Source organism: Chromatiales bacterium (genome assembly GCA_014762505.1).
Taxonomy (GTDB): domain Bacteria; phylum Pseudomonadota; class Gammaproteobacteria; order SpSt-1174; family SpSt-1174; genus SpSt-1174.
Genome location: JABURS010000031.1, coordinates 1 through 15,067, shown reverse-complemented (window position 1 = coordinate 15,067; position 15,067 = coordinate 1). Strand labels below are relative to the sequence as shown.

Genomic DNA, 15,067 nt, shown 5'->3' with positions numbered 1-15,067 from the left:
GTTAACCCCGTCGCGTCGAAATTCGTTTCTGATCGTGGCGGCCGCCCCGAGAACGGGGCGACCGTGAATCCACTCATCGATTAGCTGCGACCTTCGTAAACCACGAAGCAGGAGCCCTGGCTCTGCGAGTAGTTGTCGTAGCCAAGCAGACGGACATGGTGATCCGGATACTTGCGACGGCAGGCGTCCAGCTCAGCCAGCACGGAGTTGACGTCGGTCTGGCCGAAGAACGGCAGCTTCCACATGGTCCAGTAGTGGTTACCGGACTGGCTCGGATGCTCGTGCTCGATGGCCGGGGTCCAGCCCTGGGCGATGATGTAGGCGATCTGGGCCTGGATCTCTTCCGGGTTCAGCTTGGGCAGGAAGCCGAAGGTTTCCAGCGTCTGGGCGGTCTGGTAATCACCCATTTCAAAGTTTGCCATGTTCTATTCCTCGTAAGAATTCGGTTGCGGTTACGGACCGGGAGCGGACGCGGCCTTAGGCCACGTCCAGCTTGTCGACGGTCTCGAACTCGAACTTGATTTCCTTCCAGGTTTCCATCGCGATGGCCAGCTCGGGGCTGTGCGCGGCGGCCTCGGTCATGATGTCGCGCGCTTCGCGCTCGAGCTCACGGCCTTCGTTGCGGGCCTTGACGCAGGCTTCCAGCGCGACGCGGTTGGCGGCGGCGCCAGCGGCGTTGCCCCACGGATGACCCTGGGTACCACCACCGAACTGCAGGACGGAGTCGTCACCGAAGATGGTGACCAGCGCCGGCATGTGCCACACGTGGATACCACCGGAGGCCACGGCGAACACGCCCGGCAGGGAACCCCAATCCTGGTCGAAGAACACACCGCGGGAGCGGTCTTCCGGCACGAAGGATTCGCGCAGCTGGTCGACGAAGCCCAGGGTGGAGGCGCGGTCGCCTTCCAGCTTGCCGACGACGGTACCGGTATGCAGGTGGTCACCACCGGACAGACGCAGGCACTTGGCCAGGACGCGGAAGTGGATACCGTGCTTCGGATGACGGTCGATAACGGCGTGCATGGCGCGGTGGATGTGCAGCAGCATGCCGTTGTCGCGGCACCAGTTGGCCAGGCCGGTGTTGGCGGTGAAGCCACCGGTCAGGAAGTCGTGCATGATGATCGGCACGCCACATTCCTTGGCGAACTCGGCGCGCTTGTACATCTCTTCCGGGGTGGAAGCGGTCACGTTCAGGTAGTGACCCTTGCGCTCGCCGGTTTCGGCCTCGGCCTTCTGGATGGCCTCGGCGACGAATTCGAAACGGTCGCGCCAGCGCATGAACGGCTGGGAGTTGACGTTTTCGTCGTCCTTGGTCAGGTCCAGACCGCCGCGCAGACATTCGTACACGGCACGGCCGTAGTTCTTGGCGGACAGACCCAGCTTCGGCTTGATGGTGGCACCCAGCATCGGACGGCCGTACTTGTTCAGACGGTCGCGCTCGACGGTGATACCGGCCGGCGGGCCACCGCAGGTCTTGATGTAGGCGATCGGGAAGCGGATGTCTTCCAGACGCAGGTGCTTGAGGGCCTTGAAGCCGAACACGTTACCGACCAGGGAGGTCAGCACGTTCACAACCGAACCTTCTTCGAACAGGTCGATCGGGTAGGCGATGAAGGCATAGAAGGACTCGGAGTCGCCCGGCACGTCTTCGATGCGGTAGGCGCGGCCCTTGTAGAACTCCATGTCCGTCAGGAGTTCGGACCACACGGTGCTCCAGGTACCCGTGGAGGACTCAGCGGCCACAGCAGCGGCGACTTCCTCGCGCGGGACGCCCGGCTGACCAGTGCACTTGAAGCAGGCCAGGAGGTCGGTGTCGAGCGGAACGTAGTCCGGCGTCCAATACATGTCGCGGTATTCTTTTACACCCGCGTCATACTTTTTTTGAGCCATGGTCAACTCCTGTTCGGTTGCTGGAATGGACAGTTCAGTTAATAACTTTTGATAGTTGAATGAATCATAGGTAAGGATCTATCCATTAATCCAATCGATCTTTTATTTACAATGGATAGATTTAAATCTATAGGTCGCCACAGCGCGCCCCCGCGCAGACTGAGGGTGGGTAACTCTCGTCCACCCACAGCGCTTTGTCAAGAAAGCCCCCGGCGCCCTGCCGCGGGGGCCCGATATGGCGGCCCAGCGCGCCCTGCCGGCGGGTCTCGCCACGCGGGCCGGTCGCTCCACAACGGCAAACGGGGCCGCCAGACCCCGTCCGCTCCGTCCCTCCCCGGGCCTAGCGGTGGTACTCCCCCGCCCGCTCCGGCTGGTAGACCACCTCCTCGATGCACACCTTCAGCATGCCGCCGCCCGGGCTCGGCCACTCGATCTCGTCGCCCTGGGCGAGCCCCAGCAGCGCGCTGCCCACCGGGGCGAGGATGGAGATCTTCTCCCCGCTGGCGTCCAGGTCCTTCGGGTAGACCAGCGTCAGGCGGAACTCCTCGTTGGAGGAGGACACCCGGAAGCGGACCGTGGAGTTCATGGTGACCACGTCCGGCGGCACGTCCTTCGGGTCCACGATCTCCGCGCGCTCGAGCTCGGCCCGCAGGGCCGCCTTGCCGGGAAAACCGTCCGGCGGCAGGGAGTCGAGCAGCCGGTCCAGGCGCTCGTAGTCCTGTTCCGAGACGATGATCTTGGGTTTGCTGTTCACGTCATTCCTCCTATCAGGCCCGTCGGACCATCCGGCGGGCGATGCGACACGCCCGTCCGGCCGGACGGGCCTATGGCTGTTCGCGGCGCAGCTCGCGGTGGCGAAAGCAGGTGGTTAGGTGGTCGTTGACCAGACCCACCGACTGCAGGTAGGCATAGCAGATGGTGGAGCCCACGAAGTTGAAGCCGAGCTTCTTCAGGTCGCGGGCCAGGCGGTCCGAGAGCGGCGTACGCGCCGGCACCTCGGCCAGCGAGCGCCAGCGGTTCTGTACCGGGGTACCGTCCACGTAGCCCCACAGGAAGTCGGCGAAGCTGCCGTGCCGCTCCTGCATCGCGAGAAAGGCACGGGCGTTGCGCACCGCCGACTCCAGCTTGAGACGGTTGCGCACCAGGCCGGCGTCGCCCATCAGGCGCTCGATGTCGCGCGCCGTGTAGCGGGCGATGCGCTCCGGGTCGAAGCCATGCAGGGCCTGGCGGTAGTTCTCGCGCTTGCGCAGGATGGTGATCCAGCTCAGGCCCGCCTGCGCCCCCTCCAGCAGCAGCATCTCGAACAGGTGCGCATCGTCGCGCGAGGGCACGCCCCATTCCCGGTCATGATAGGCCACATACAGCGGATCGTCCCCGCACCAGCCGCAACGCGTGGTCATCTCAGTCGGCCACCGTGATGTTGCGCCCGCGCGTCTCGGTGATGCGCAGGGTGGCGACGAGCGCGATGACGGCGAAGCCGAACATCAGCCACAGGCCGGCGTCGTAGGCCGTCGCGCCGTACACGCGCACGCCGTCGACGAGCACCCCGTCCCAGGCCAGGTCCAGCGCCCAGCCGAACAGCGGCTGCATCAGCGCCGCGCCGAGGAACAGGCCGGTGTTGACGATGCTGATGGCCATGCCGGCCGAGGGCGGCGGGCTCACCTCGCGGGCGCAGGGGTAGGTCACCACGAAGCCCGCACCGGTGAAGCCCAGCAGCGCGAACAGCAGCATCCCCGACCAGCCCGGCCCCCAGGGCAGGAACAGCATGGCCAGCCAGCAGGCCCCGTAGATGAGCGCGCTGCCGACCAGCACCGGCTTGCGCCGACCCAGGTGGTCCGAGAACCAGCCCGCGGCCAACGCGCCGAAGGCGAGCCCCAGCAGGCTCAGCGTGGTGTAGAGCGAGGCGTCGCCCCGCGACAGGCCGAAGACGTCGCGCAACAGTGGCACGCCCCACAGCCCGGCGAAGGCGAACAGGCCGCCGGCCAGGCCGAAGTTGGCGAAAAAGCCCGGCCAGATGCGGGGGTTGAACAACAGCGAGCGCAGCTCGCGCAGCCAGTGGTGCCGGCGCGGGGCATGCGCGACGCGGCCCTCCAGCTCGCGCACGGAGGGCAGGCCCACGTCCTCGGGGCGGTTGCGTACCAGCCAGACGGAGAGCACGGCCAGCAGCAGCGAAAACAGGCCGGTGGCGACGAACACCGTGCGCCAGCTGAGGTAGCCGAGCAGCGCCGCCAGCGGGCCGGCGGCCAGCACCGAGCCGAGGTTGCCGATGAGCAGGGTCACCCCGCTCACCCGCCCGTAGATGCGCTCGGAGAACCACACGGCGTTGCTCTTCATCAGGCTGACGAAGATCACGGACACGCCCAGCCCCACCAGGAAGCGGCCGACCGCGGCCACCTCGAAGCTCTCGGCCAGGCCGAAGAGGATGGAGCCCACCCCCGCCACCAGGTTGCCCACGCTCACCGCGCCGCGGATGCCGATGGTGTCGGCCAGTACGCCGGCCGGGATCTGCATGGCGGTATAGATGTAGTAATACATGGCCGCCAGCGAGCCCAGCGCCGCGCCGGTGGTGGAAAAGGCCGCCATCAGGTCCGAGGCCACCACGCCGGGGGCCATGCGGTGGAAGTACACGGAGATGTAGCCGAGCACCAGTACGACGTAGATCGTCCAGGTCAGCTGCCGGAAGCGGCGCAGGGTATCGGGGGAGAGGGTCGCGGTCATGGGGGGCAAGCATACCCCGCGGGCGGGGCATTGTCTGCGACCCGCGCGGGCACCGGGTCAGACCCGGTGCTCGGAGGTCTTCTGCAGGTGTTCGAGGGCATGCGCCGTGTCCTCCGGCGAGCCGGTATTGCGCGCGAGCAGGAGGTAGGCGGCCGGGATCACGTACAGCGTGAACAGGGTGGAGAACAGCACGCCGGCGAAGACCACCACGCCGATCACCACCCGGCTCTCCGCCCCGGCCCCGCTGGCCAGGATCAGCGGCACCGCCCCCATCACCGTGGTGATGGCCGTCATCAGGATGGGGCGCAGGCGCAGGGCGGAGGCCTCCACCAGCGCCTCGCGGAAGGCCCGGCCCTCGTCACGCAGCTGGTTGGCGAACTCCACGATGAGGATGCCGTTCTTCGCCGCCAGGCCGATGAGCATGATCAGCCCGATCTGGCTGTAGATGTTGAGACTCTGCCCGGTGACATACAGCCCGAACAGGCCGCCCGCCACCGCCAGCGGCACCGAGAGCATGATGACGAAGGGATGGACGAAGCTCTCGAACTGCGCCGCCAGCACCAGGTAGGCCACCAGCAGGGCCAGGGCGAAGATGAACAGCACCGAGCCACCGGACTCCTTCAGCTCCAGGGCATCGCCCTTGTAGTCCACCTGGGCCTCCGGCGGCAACTCCTCGCGCACCAGGTCCTCGAGGAAGGTCACCGCCTCGCCCAGGGTGTAGTCGCCCACCAGGTTGGCGGTGATGGTGACGGCGCGGATGCGGTTGTAGCGGTTGAGCGTGGACGAGGCCGCCGTCTCCGCCGTGGTCACGAGGTTGGCCAGCGGGATCAGCTCCCCGCTGCGCTCGGAACGCACGTAGATGTTGCTCATGTCCTCGACCGTGCGGTGCTGGGCCTCCTCGCCCTCGACGATCACGTCGTATTCCTCGCCGCGCTCGATATAGGTGGTCACGCGCCGCGAACCGAGCATGGTCTCCAGGGTGCGGCCGATCTGCTCCAGCGAGATGCCGAGATCGGCGGCACGCGTCTTGTCGATGGTGACCAGCACCTGCGGACGGGTCTCCTTGTAGTCGGCATCCAGCGCCGTGAGGCCCGGATTCTGCGCGGCCGCATCGAGGATGATGTCGCGCCAGCCGGCGAGCACGTCGTAGGAGGGGCCGCCGATGACGAACTGCACGGCCTGGCTCTCGCCACCGCCGCCGATGCCTCGGCGCATCACCGGGATGGCGCGCACGCCGGGCACGTCGGCGAAGCGGCCCGACAGCTCGGCCATGATCTCGTAGCCGTTGCGCCGCTCGCCGAAGGGCGCGAGCACCACGATGCCGCGCGCCGTGTTCACCACCTCGGTGGAACCGAAGCTGCCGGGCACCCGCGCCAGCACGCGGGTGGCCTCGCCGCTCTCGAGCATCGGCATCATGCGCGCCTCGATCTCGCGCATGTAGCTCACGGTCTTCTCGTAGCTGGTGCCCTCGGGCGCCGTGACCAGCACGAAGAAGGCCCCGCGGTCCTCCTTGGGCGTGAACTCGGTGGGCACCAGGCGCAGCAGGCCCAGCACGCTGGCCAGGATCAGTACCAGCGTGAGCCCCACCCACAGCGGCCGGTCGAGCACCGCCTCGAGGCTGCCCCGATACACGGCGGCCAGCCGGTCGAAGCCCCGCTCCAGCCAGCCGTAGAAACCGGCCGGTGCGGCATGCGGCTTGAGCAGTTTGGAGCACATCACCGGCGAGAGCGTGAGCGCGACGATGCTGGAGAAGGCCACGGCCCCGGCGATGGCCAGCGCGAACTCGGTGAAGAGCCGACCGGTACTGCCCTCGAGGAAGGCGATGGGCACGAACACCGAGATCAGCACCAGGGTGGTGGCGACGATGGCGAAGCCCACCTGGCGCGCACCGCGATAGGCGGCCAGCAGCGGCGGCTCGCCCTGCTCGATGCGCCGGTGGATGTTCTCCAGCATGATGATGGCGTCGTCCACCACCAGGCCGATGGCCAGCACCAGGGCGAGCAGCGTGAGCAGGTTGATGGAAAAGCCCAGGGCGTAGAGCACGATGGAGGCGGCGATGAGCGAGACCGGCACCGTCACCGCCGGCACGAACATGGCGCGCAGGTTGCCGAGGAAGAGATAGATCACCAGCACCACCAGCGCCGTGGCGATGCCCAGGGTCTTGTACACCTCGTCGATGGCCTCCTGGATGAACACCGAGGTGTCGTAGCTCTGGCTGAGCGTGATGGCCTCGGGCAGCTCGGCGCGGATGCGCTCGGCCTCGGCCTTCACCGCCTGCGCCACCTCCAGGGTGTTGGCGGTGGACTGGCGGGTGATGCCCAGGCCCACCATGTTCACGCCGTTGCCGCGCAGCTCGTTGCGCAGGTCCTCGGCCGCCCGCTCCACGCGCGCCACGTCGGCCAGCCGCACCTGGTGCCCGTCCGCACCGCGGGCCAGCACCAGGCCGCGGAAGTCGTCCACATTGTTGTATACGCGCTCGGTGCGCACGGTGAACTCGCGGTCCACCGACTCCAGCCGTCCGGCCGGCAGCTCCACGTTCTGCTCGCGCAGGGCGGCCTCCACGTCGGCCACGGTGAGCTGGTGGGCGGCGAGCTGCTCGCGATTCAGCCAGATGCGCATGGCGTAGCGCTGCTGCCCGCCCACGCGCACCCGCGCCACGCCCGGCAGCACGGAGAGGCGGTCGACCAGGTAGCGCTCGGCGTAGTCGGTGAGCTCCAGGCGGTTGAGCACCGGGCTCGACAGGTTGAGCCACATGATCACGCCGGTGTTGGAATCCACCTTGAATATCTCGGGCGGGTCGGCCTCGTCCGGGATGTTGTCGATCACCCGCGAGAGGCGTTCGCGCACGTCGTTGGCGGCCGCGTCGATGTCGCGGTCCAGGGTGAACTCGATGGTGGTGGACGACTGGCCGTCGCGACTTTGCGAGGTGATGGTGCGGATGCCCTCGATGCCGCTCACGCGGTCCTCGATGAGCTGGGTGATCTTGGTCTCCACCACCGCCGCCGAGGCGCCGGGATAGGTCGTCTCGATGGAGACGATGGGCGGATCCACGTCCGGGTATTCACGCAGCGGCAGGCGGTCGAAGCTGATCAGGCCGAAGGCCACCAGCAGCAGGCTGATGACCGTCGCGAAGACGGGGCGCTTGACGGCGACATCGGTGATCAGCATGGTGCATCAACCGGCGTTGCCGGTCTCCCGCGCGATGCGCACCTCGGTACCGGGACGCAGGCGGATGGTGCCCTCCACCACCACGCGCTGGCCTTCCTCCAGGCCGGAGAGGATCTCCACCTCGCCGGGCCGGCGCCGGCCGATCTCCACTTCCACGCGCTGGGCCTTGCCCGCCTCGTCGACCACGAACACGTACTGGCGATCCTCCAGCGGCACCAGGGCCGCCTCGGGGATCACCAGGGCCTCGCGCGCGTCGGTCTGAAGGCGCACGGTCATGAGCATGCCGGGGCTCAGGCGGCCATCGGGATTGGGCAGATGGGCGCGCACGGCCACGGCGCGGGTCACCGGGTCCACGCGCGAGTCCACGCTCATCACCTCGCCGGCAAAGGGGGCGTCGCGATAGGCCGCGCTGCGTGCCACGATCGCCAGCCCCGGGTGCAGCGCCGGCAGGAAGACCTCGGAGATCGTGAAGTCCAGCTTGATGGGATCGATGTCGTCCAGCGTCACCAGCACGGTGCCGGGCGAGACCAGCGCCCCCGGGCTCACGCGGCGCAGGCCGAGCACGCCGTCGAAGGGGGCGACGATGCGGCGGTCGGCCACGCTGGTCTGGGCGGCGGCCAGCTGCGCGCGCGCCGACTCCAGGCGCGAGAGCTGGGCATCGAGCTGGGACTGGGGGATGGCGCGCTGCTGCACCAGACCGGAGAGCCGCCGGTATTCCCGCTCCTGCTCGGCGAGGTTCACCTTGGCGATCTCGAGCTCGGCGAGCTGGCGGTCGGTGGACAGCTGCACCAGCAGGTCGCCGGCCTGCACCTGCTGGCGGTCCTCGAAGTTGATGCGCGCCACCGTCTCTGTGACCTTGGCGGTGATGTCCACCGACTCGTTGGCCCGGGCCGTGCCCACCGCCTGCACCGTGGTGGCGAAGCTGTCGCGCACCACTGGCGCCACCACCACGGGGATGGGGCCGCCGCGCTTGCCGCCGGCCGGCTGCCTTGAGGTCGCCTGGTAGTACCAGGCCCCTGCGCCGATGATCAGCACCACGGCGACGACGAGGATCTTCTTCATGCTTGCTGCATTCCCAACGGGTGGTCGCGCCGGCGGGGGCGGCGCGACCACCCGTTGGGAATGCAGCAAGCATGAAGAAGATCCTCGTCGTCGCCGTGCAAATGCACAGCCGGTATACGCTCCTGGCAGGGCGGCCATCCAGGCTTGGGACCCGCCGGGCGGCGGATCGTTCAGTCCTCAGCCGCGCAGCAGCACCACCAGGGCGAGCAGCAGCGCCACGCCCGCCAGGCCGACCGCCACCAGGCTGAGGCCGACCGCGCGGCGCATGCGCGCCTCCGCCTGCTCGGCCGCACGCTCCAGCGCCGTCACCGTCTGGCCCAGCTGCTCGGCCAGCTCGCGCACGTGCACCGCGTTCTGCGAGGCGGCCTGCTGCAGCTCCGCGATCTGCTGCTGCACCACGGCGGCCTGCCCCGCCGAGGCCTCGCCCGCGCGCTTTTGCGTGAACACCGGCGCGGCCGCGGCCACGATGGAACCGACGTGGGGCAGCACGGCCTTCAGGGCGGGAACGAGCCAGGCGGGCATGGGGACTCCGTTATGGTGTGAGGGGTGATTGAGGGACGGGCGTCAGACGCCCGGGCCCGCCTGGCCGACCTGGTCGTCGGTGAACTGCTGGTGCGTGCCGTCGCAGTACGGGGGATTGCCCGTGTGCTTGCACTGGCAGAGGAAGGCGTCGCCATCCTTCTGGGCGGTGAAGGCCAGCGGCTCGAACCCCGTGCCCTCGTGGGAACCATCGCAGAACGGCTGGCTCTTCGAACGACCGCAGCGGCAGAACCAGTACTCCTTGCCTTTCGTCAGCGAGACCTTGGCCGGCTGGTTGGCGGCAATCACGGGATTCGGCATGGGGCTCTCCTCTATGGGTAATGCGACGGCCTGAGCTTAGCAAACCGGTTGCGCGGCGAGCGAAAGGCCCCGCGGCGACTCAGGATTTCGCGGCCGCCGCCAGCAGGCGGTCGAGCTGGTCGGCGAAGGCCTTGCGGTCGGTCTGGTTCAGGGCCGGCGGACCGCCGGTCTGCACCCCGCTGGCCCGCATGGTCTCCATGAAGTCGCGCATGGTGAGCTTGGCGCGGATGGTGTCCGGCGTGTAGCGCTCGCCGCGCGGGCTCAGGGCGTGACCGCCCTTCTCGATCACCTCGGCGGCCAGCGGGATGTCGCCGGTGATCACCAGGTCACCCGGCGCCACGCGCCGCGCGATCTCGTCGTCCGCCACGTCGAAGCCCGAGGCCACCTGCAGAAACCGGATCTGCGGCGAGCGCGGGATGCGCAGGGCATGGTTGGCCACCAGCGTCACCAGCACCCCGGCGCGCTCGGCGGCACGGAACAGGATCTCCTTGATCACCGCGGGGCAGGCATCGGCATCGACCCAGATCTGCATCGTCTTCCATCATCCTCGTCAGGCAGGCGGCGGCCAGGCGCCGAGCAGCAGGTAGCCACCGACGGCGATCATGACACAGGCCGCCAGCCGGTTCATGCCCCGCGCCGCCCGCGCGCCGACCACCCGCCCCGCCCGCGCGGCCAGGGCCGCGTAGCCGAGCTTCACCCCGCCCACGGCAAGCAGGGTCACCAGCGCGATCACGCCCGCATCGCCCCAGCCGGCCGCGGACAGGTCGACGAAGGCCGGCAGGAAGCCGAGATAAAAGAGTACCGCCTTCTGGTCGCCCAGGGTGAGCAGGAACCCCAGCGCCAGGCCCGACCCCGGCGAGGCATCGGCCGGCGCATCGGCCCGCCGCGTGCGCAGCGGCAGGCGCCACAGGACGACCCCCAGCCCGACGAGCCAGGCCCCGGCCAGCCACTCCACCAGGAAGAACAGCCCGCCCAGCGTCTCGGCCAGCAGGGCCAGGCCGGACAGGGCCAGCAGGATGAAGACGAGGTCGCCGGCCACCACCCCGAGGGCGGTGGCCGCCCCCTGCCAGAAGCCGAAGGCCAGCGCCCGGGAAGAGACGGCCAGCACGCTCACGCTGGGCACGGCCGCCAGCAGCGCCATGGCCGCGGCCAGCGCCGCGATGTCGGGAAAGGTCATGCTCACAGGACGATCATCGGCGGCCGACGCGGGGCAGGCAAGCCCCGGGCAGTCGGGACGGCCCGCGACGATCAGGCCGGTGCCGGCAGCCCCCCGGCCAGCACCCGGTTGCGACCGGCATGCTTGGCCGCATACAACTGCTCATCGGCCGCCTTCACGGCGGCCTCGAAGCCGTCGATCCCCTGCATGACCGCGAGCCCGGCACTGAAACTGAGCGCCACCTGCCGCCGGCCGGCACGCAGCGGCTCCCTTTCCAGCTGCTGGCGTATCGAGTCCACCAGCTGCCAGGCCGCGGCGAGCGACGTATGGGGCAACAGCAGAAGAAACTCCTCGCCGCCCCAGCGCACCACCAGGTCACGGCCCTTGGTATTGCCCTTGAGCAACCGGACGAGCTTCACCAGCGCCCTGTCGCCCACGTCATGTCCATGGCTGTCGTTCACCGCCTTGAAGTGATCCATGTCCACCAGCGCCACCACGGCGTCCGTATCCGCCGGCCAGTCCGCCATCACGTGGTCCACGCCCGCGCGATTCAGCGTGCCCGTGAGGGCATCGCGGTGGGCCAGCTGGCGATGGTTCTCCGCGGTCACGGTAATGGCCCCGTAGGAGAGCACCCGGATCCACTCGCTGCCGAGCAGCAGGATGGACAGCGCCAGCAGGGCGGCCATGAAGCGCACCACATGGTGTGGCTCGTAGTCATGGATCCAGGGCATGCCGCTCGCCAGCCCCGCGGCGATGATCGCCAGGTACAGCAGCAGATACACCGTGCCGGCCCGGGGGCCGACCAGCAGCACCATCAGCATCACAAACGGGTAGGACCAGTAGAAGCCCGTGCCGCCTACGCCGCCGGTGAGCACCAGATAGGAAGAGAGAAAGAGCAGGATGGCCGCCAGCGCCAGGCTCACCGGCTGCGCCGAGCGCAGGCGGCGCGCCACGTAGGCCAGCGACAGTACCGCCGCGCTGGTGAGCACCAGGATACCGCCCAGTTCGAGCCGGCCGCTGAGCAGCGAGGCCAGGGCGAAGGTCATGAGAAACACACTGCCAAGGGTGGCGAAGGTATAGATCAGGAGCGTCTTGCGACGGTTCTCGATCTCGGCGGGGGTATCACCAAACTTCATCGGGAGCATCCGGAAAGCCATTCAGATCCTAACGCTGCACGCAGGGCACGGCCTTCCTGCCACCCGGGCTCAGCCTGCAATGAATCGCAGACCGGTTTCATTACAGACTAATCCCGTACACCGCAAATGAAAATGCTGTTCATCCTGAATACCATCGCCCCGGTCGGCCCGGACAGACATGCGCCGACCGGAAGACGACGGTACACTGCTCCCCATTCCCCCACCGGCCTGATCCGGGCAACCCTTCCACTGTATATATGATGAAACCGGCCCGCCTGATCCTGCTGCTCGCCCTCGCCAGCCCTGCCGTTACCCTGGCCGAGGAGCTGCCGGGGCGCACCGGCACCTTCAGCTTCGTGCTGGAGAACGACGTCTTCTACGATGTAGACCGACACTACACCAACGGCGTGCGCTTCCTCTGGGTGCCGGGTTCGGATACGCCCACCCCCGAGTGGGCCGTGAAACTGGCCGGGATGGCGCCCTGGTTCTCCACCGCCAACGGGCGGATCGAACACGGCTACGCCTTCGGCCAGAGCATGTTCACGCCGCGCGACATCAGCACCCCCGACCCGTCGCCCGACGACCGGCCCTACGCCGGCTGGCTCTACGGCACCATCGGTCTCGGTCTGGAACAGGGCCGGCAGCTCGACCAGTTCGGTCTCACCGTCGGCATGGTCGGCCCCGCCTCCTTCGCCGAACAGACGCAGAAATTCGTGCACGACAACATCGCCGGCGACGACCCCCAGGGCTGGGATACCCAGCTGCAGAACGAGCTCGGCGTCGTGCTGCTCTACCAGCGCAGCTGGCGCGGCCTCGTCACCCAGACCTTCTCCGGCAACCAGCTCGACTTCACACCCCACTTCGGCGCCACCCTCGGCAACGTCTTCACCTACGCCAACGCCGGCCTCACCCTGCGCTATGGAGAACGCCTGCCCAACGACTACGGCCCGCCGCGCATCCAGCCCGGCCTGCCGGGTTCGGGCGACTTCTCCCCCGCCACCGACTTCCGCTGGTACCTGTTCGCCGGCTACGAGGCACGGGCCGTCGCCCGCAACATCTTCCTCGACGGCAACACCTGGGACGACAGCCGCAGCGTGGACAGGAAACCCGTGGTCAACGACTTCCAGTTCGGCCTGGTCGTGGACTGGCAGCGCATCCGCCTCAGCTATACCCACGTCCTGCGCACGCGCGAATTCGAGACCCAGGACGAGAGCGACGCGTTCGGGGCCTTCAACGTGTCTTGGAAGTTCTGAAAAGGCGGTGTACCGGTCGGGAGAAGGCCTGCGGCCCCGGCAACAGCAGCGGGTGAGGACAGGAAGAAGCGGCGCGGTCGCCGACCCGTGAGTCAGGCCACAGGACCGACCGCAGCAGTGATGCGCAACAGCCGCGACTAGCGCCGTGCCATGTGTGCGTGCCGGCGCAGCTCACGCCAGCGCGCCTGACGGGCATTCGGGGATGCCGCGCAGATGCGGCAGAGCAGACGTATCACACGGGACATGCGGCCGGCCTCAGGCAGGGGCCATGCCCGCCAGGGCGCCAATCGGCAGGACGTCCTGCGCGTCCAGGGCCTCTTCGAGCACACCCCGTGCGCAGTCGCGGCAACGTCCACAGCAGGTGGCCACCTTGAGCTCGCGGCTCAGGTCCTCGACCGTGGTCGCGCCGCGGGCGGCGGCCCTGCGGATCTGGCGGTCGGTCACGGCATTGCAGACGCAGACATACATAAGACACCCCACAGATAACGCGAACAAGAACGATTCTCATTATAATCCAGTCCGCGGCCATGTCAACATACCCATCCCCGATGGCGGGGTGGCGAGTACTGGCCCGATGAACCAGACTCAGACCTGCCCCGCCCTAATAACAGGAGTCTGCAAATGAAAGGTGATGCGGAAATCGTACGCGCCCTGAACCGGGCCCTGCGTTCCCAGCTCACGGCGATCAACCAGTTCTTCCTCCATGCCCGCATGGCCCGGAACTGGGGGCTCGGCCGACTGGACGAGCGCGACTACCACCAGTCGATCAAGGCCATGAAACAGGCCGACCATCTCATCGAGCGCATCCTCTTCCTGGAGGGGCTGCCCAACCTGCAGGACCTCGGCAAGCTGCTGATCGGCGAGGACGTCCCCGAGATCATCGCCCACGACCTGGCCCTGCAGCGGGCCATCCGCGGCGAACTCGTGGAGATCATCGCCCAGTGCGAGGCCGCGCAGGACTACATCAGCCGCGAGCTGGTGGAAGACCTCCTGGAAGAGACCGAAGAGCATATCGACTGGCTGGAGACCCAGCAGTGGTCGATGGAACACCTGGGGATGCAGAACTACCTGCAGTCCCAGAGCTGAGCCGGATACAGAACGAGGGAGGACCGGAATCATGAAAGGCAGTGCCAAAGTACTCGAACAGCTCGCCATCCTGCTGCGCAACGAGCTTGCCGCCCGCGACCAGTATCTGACCCATGCCCGCATGTACGAAGACTGGGGGCTCACCCGGCTGGCCGAACGCATCGGCCACGAGTCCGTGGAGGAAGGCCAGCATGCCGACGCGCTGATCCGCCGCATGCTCTTCCTGGAAGGAACGCCCGACCTGTCCCGCATCGATCCCCTGCGCATCGGCAAGACCGTCCCGGAGATGCTGCAATGCGATCTCGACGTGGAATATGCCGTGGATGCCGCCCTCAAGCAGGCCATCGCCATCTGCGAGGACGAACGGGACTACCAGACCCGCGAGATCCTCGAGGTACTGCTCAAGGACACCGAGGAAGACCACGCCTACTGGCTGGAGCAGCAGCTCGGCCTCATCGAGAAGCTGGGGCTGCAGAACTACCTCCAGTCGCAGCTCTAGTCAGCGGCCACAACCCGGGATACACCGAAACGCGCCTCATCAGGCGCGTTTTTCATGCCCGGCAGCAGGCCGCTTGCATTTTTAATGCGAATGGTTATCATTTGCTTTGGTCCGAAATCATCCCGCCAGCCACGGCCCGCCACCGGCGTGCCTCGCCAGCCCTCTCACCAACCGCAATCAGAAGGAGATGCCACATGCACGCGTAAGCTTCCCCAATAAGTAGACCACTCTGAAGTGGATATTTGGCAAAATATCA

At 67.6% G+C, this 15,067-nt stretch carries 16 protein-coding genes; 3 read left to right on the top strand and 13 right to left on the bottom strand.

From position 1 onward, the window contains the following. Positions 1–80: 80 nt before the first annotated feature. The 12 genes from HUJ28_04525 to HUJ28_04470 form a co-directional block, all read right to left on the bottom strand. The gene (locus HUJ28_04525) at positions 81–422 is read right to left on the bottom strand and encodes a ribulose bisphosphate carboxylase small subunit (GenBank protein ID MBD3618716.1); all 342 of its coding nucleotides are present in this window, start codon (positions 420–422) and stop codon (positions 81–83) included. Between the two features lie 55 nt (positions 423–477). Beyond that, positions 478–1,893, bottom strand: a complete 1,416-nt coding sequence (locus HUJ28_04520; protein MBD3618715.1) for a form I ribulose bisphosphate carboxylase large subunit — start codon at positions 1,891–1,893, stop codon at positions 478–480. Positions 1,894–2,233: 340 nt separating this feature from the next. Next, a complete protein-coding gene (rnk, locus tag HUJ28_04515) occupies positions 2,234–2,647 on the bottom strand; it encodes a nucleoside diphosphate kinase regulator (GenBank protein ID MBD3618714.1) in 414 nt (137 codons plus the stop codon). Between the two features lie 70 nt (positions 2,648–2,717). Beyond that, the gene (locus HUJ28_04510) at positions 2,718–3,293 is read right to left on the bottom strand and encodes a DNA-3-methyladenine glycosylase I (protein MBD3618713.1); all 576 of its coding nucleotides are present in this window, start codon (positions 3,291–3,293) and stop codon (positions 2,718–2,720) included. Between the two features lies 1 nt (position 3,294). Continuing rightward, positions 3,295–4,611: an MFS transporter gene (locus HUJ28_04505; GenBank protein ID MBD3618712.1), complete on the bottom strand. Its 1,317-nt coding sequence runs from the start codon at positions 4,609–4,611 to the stop codon at positions 3,295–3,297. Between the two features lie 57 nt (positions 4,612–4,668). Next, positions 4,669–7,779 carry an efflux RND transporter permease subunit gene (locus HUJ28_04500; protein ID MBD3618711.1) on the bottom strand — a complete coding sequence of 1,037 codons (3,111 nt, stop codon included), beginning with the start codon at positions 7,777–7,779 and terminating at the stop codon, positions 4,669–4,671. Positions 7,780–7,785: 6 nt separating this feature from the next. Then, positions 7,786–8,841: an efflux RND transporter periplasmic adaptor subunit gene (locus tag HUJ28_04495; GenBank protein MBD3618710.1), complete on the bottom strand. Its 1,056-nt coding sequence runs from the start codon at positions 8,839–8,841 to the stop codon at positions 7,786–7,788. 177 nt (positions 8,842–9,018) lie between these two features. Beyond that, on the bottom strand, positions 9,019–9,363 hold the full coding sequence (locus HUJ28_04490; GenBank protein MBD3618709.1) for a hypothetical protein: 345 nt from the start codon (positions 9,361–9,363) through the stop codon (positions 9,019–9,021). Between the two features lie 42 nt (positions 9,364–9,405). Further along, positions 9,406–9,681 (bottom strand): CDGSH iron-sulfur domain-containing protein, encoded by a 276-nt coding sequence (locus tag HUJ28_04485; GenBank protein ID MBD3618708.1) that lies wholly within the window; start codon positions 9,679–9,681, stop codon positions 9,406–9,408. 79 nt (positions 9,682–9,760) lie between these two features. Continuing rightward, on the bottom strand, positions 9,761–10,213 hold the full coding sequence (locus HUJ28_04480; GenBank protein MBD3618707.1) for a YaiI/YqxD family protein: 453 nt from the start codon (positions 10,211–10,213) through the stop codon (positions 9,761–9,763). 18 nt (positions 10,214–10,231) lie between these two features. After that, positions 10,232–10,858 carry a LysE family transporter gene (locus HUJ28_04475; protein MBD3618706.1) on the bottom strand — a complete coding sequence of 209 codons (627 nt, stop codon included), beginning with the start codon at positions 10,856–10,858 and terminating at the stop codon, positions 10,232–10,234. A 71-nt stretch (positions 10,859–10,929) separates the two neighbouring features. Further along, positions 10,930–11,973, bottom strand: a complete 1,044-nt coding sequence (locus HUJ28_04470; GenBank protein ID MBD3618705.1) for a GGDEF domain-containing protein — start codon at positions 11,971–11,973, stop codon at positions 10,930–10,932. Between the two features lie 260 nt (positions 11,974–12,233). Between HUJ28_04470 and HUJ28_04465 the strand changes: the two genes are divergently transcribed. Then, positions 12,234–13,226, top strand: coding sequence for a lipid A deacylase LpxR family protein (locus HUJ28_04465; GenBank protein ID MBD3618704.1), 993 nt, complete (start codon positions 12,234–12,236; stop codon positions 13,224–13,226). 255 nt (positions 13,227–13,481) lie between these two features. Here HUJ28_04465 and HUJ28_04460 read toward each other — a convergent pair whose 3' ends face one another. Further along, complete coding sequence (locus HUJ28_04460) at positions 13,482–13,694, bottom strand: bacterioferritin-associated ferredoxin (GenBank protein ID MBD3618703.1); 213 nt, start codon at positions 13,692–13,694, stop codon at positions 13,482–13,484. 153 nt (positions 13,695–13,847) lie between these two features. On the opposite strand from HUJ28_04460, the gene bfr (HUJ28_04455) reads away from it, so the two are divergent. Both bfr (HUJ28_04455) and bfr (HUJ28_04450) read left to right on the top strand, forming a co-directional pair. Continuing rightward, entirely contained in the window at positions 13,848–14,312 is a 465-nt protein-coding gene (bfr, locus tag HUJ28_04455; protein MBD3618702.1) for a bacterioferritin, read from the top strand. 31 nt (positions 14,313–14,343) lie between these two features. Then, complete coding sequence (bfr, locus tag HUJ28_04450) at positions 14,344–14,811, top strand: bacterioferritin (GenBank protein ID MBD3618701.1); 468 nt, start codon at positions 14,344–14,346, stop codon at positions 14,809–14,811. Positions 14,812–15,067: the final 256 nt, after the last annotated feature.

Excerpts from the sequence above, each read along its gene's own strand:
- HUJ28_04525 (MBD3618716.1), bottom strand. The coding sequence starts at position 422 with ATGGCAAACTTTGAAATGGGTGATTACCAGACCGCCCAGACGCTGGAA.
- HUJ28_04520 (MBD3618715.1), bottom strand. The coding sequence starts at position 1,893 with ATGGCTCAAAAAAAGTATGACGCGGGTGTAAAAGAATACCGCGACATG.
- HUJ28_04510 (MBD3618713.1), bottom strand. The coding sequence starts at position 3,293 with ATGACCACGCGTTGCGGCTGGTGCGGGGACGATCCGCTGTATGTGGCC.
- HUJ28_04505 (MBD3618712.1), bottom strand. The coding sequence starts at position 4,611 with ATGACCGCGACCCTCTCCCCCGATACCCTGCGCCGCTTCCGGCAGCTG.
- HUJ28_04500 (MBD3618711.1), bottom strand. The coding sequence starts at position 7,779 with ATGCTGATCACCGATGTCGCCGTCAAGCGCCCCGTCTTCGCGACGGTC.
- HUJ28_04495 (MBD3618710.1), bottom strand. The coding sequence starts at position 8,841 with ATGAAGAAGATCCTCGTCGTCGCCGTGGTGCTGATCATCGGCGCAGGG.
- HUJ28_04490 (MBD3618709.1), bottom strand. The coding sequence starts at position 9,363 with ATGCCCGCCTGGCTCGTTCCCGCCCTGAAGGCCGTGCTGCCCCACGTC.
- HUJ28_04485 (MBD3618708.1), bottom strand. The coding sequence starts at position 9,681 with ATGCCGAATCCCGTGATTGCCGCCAACCAGCCGGCCAAGGTCTCGCTG.
- HUJ28_04480 (MBD3618707.1), bottom strand. The coding sequence starts at position 10,213 with ATGCAGATCTGGGTCGATGCCGATGCCTGCCCCGCGGTGATCAAGGAG.
- HUJ28_04475 (MBD3618706.1), bottom strand. The coding sequence starts at position 10,858 with ATGACCTTTCCCGACATCGCGGCGCTGGCCGCGGCCATGGCGCTGCTG.
- HUJ28_04470 (MBD3618705.1), bottom strand. The coding sequence starts at position 11,973 with ATGAAGTTTGGTGATACCCCCGCCGAGATCGAGAACCGTCGCAAGACG.
- HUJ28_04465 (MBD3618704.1), top strand. The coding sequence starts at position 12,234 with ATGAAACCGGCCCGCCTGATCCTGCTGCTCGCCCTCGCCAGCCCTGCC.
- HUJ28_04460 (MBD3618703.1), bottom strand. The coding sequence starts at position 13,694 with ATGTATGTCTGCGTCTGCAATGCCGTGACCGACCGCCAGATCCGCAGG.
- bfr (MBD3618702.1), top strand. The coding sequence starts at position 13,848 with ATGAAAGGTGATGCGGAAATCGTACGCGCCCTGAACCGGGCCCTGCGT.
- bfr (MBD3618701.1), top strand. The coding sequence starts at position 14,344 with ATGAAAGGCAGTGCCAAAGTACTCGAACAGCTCGCCATCCTGCTGCGC.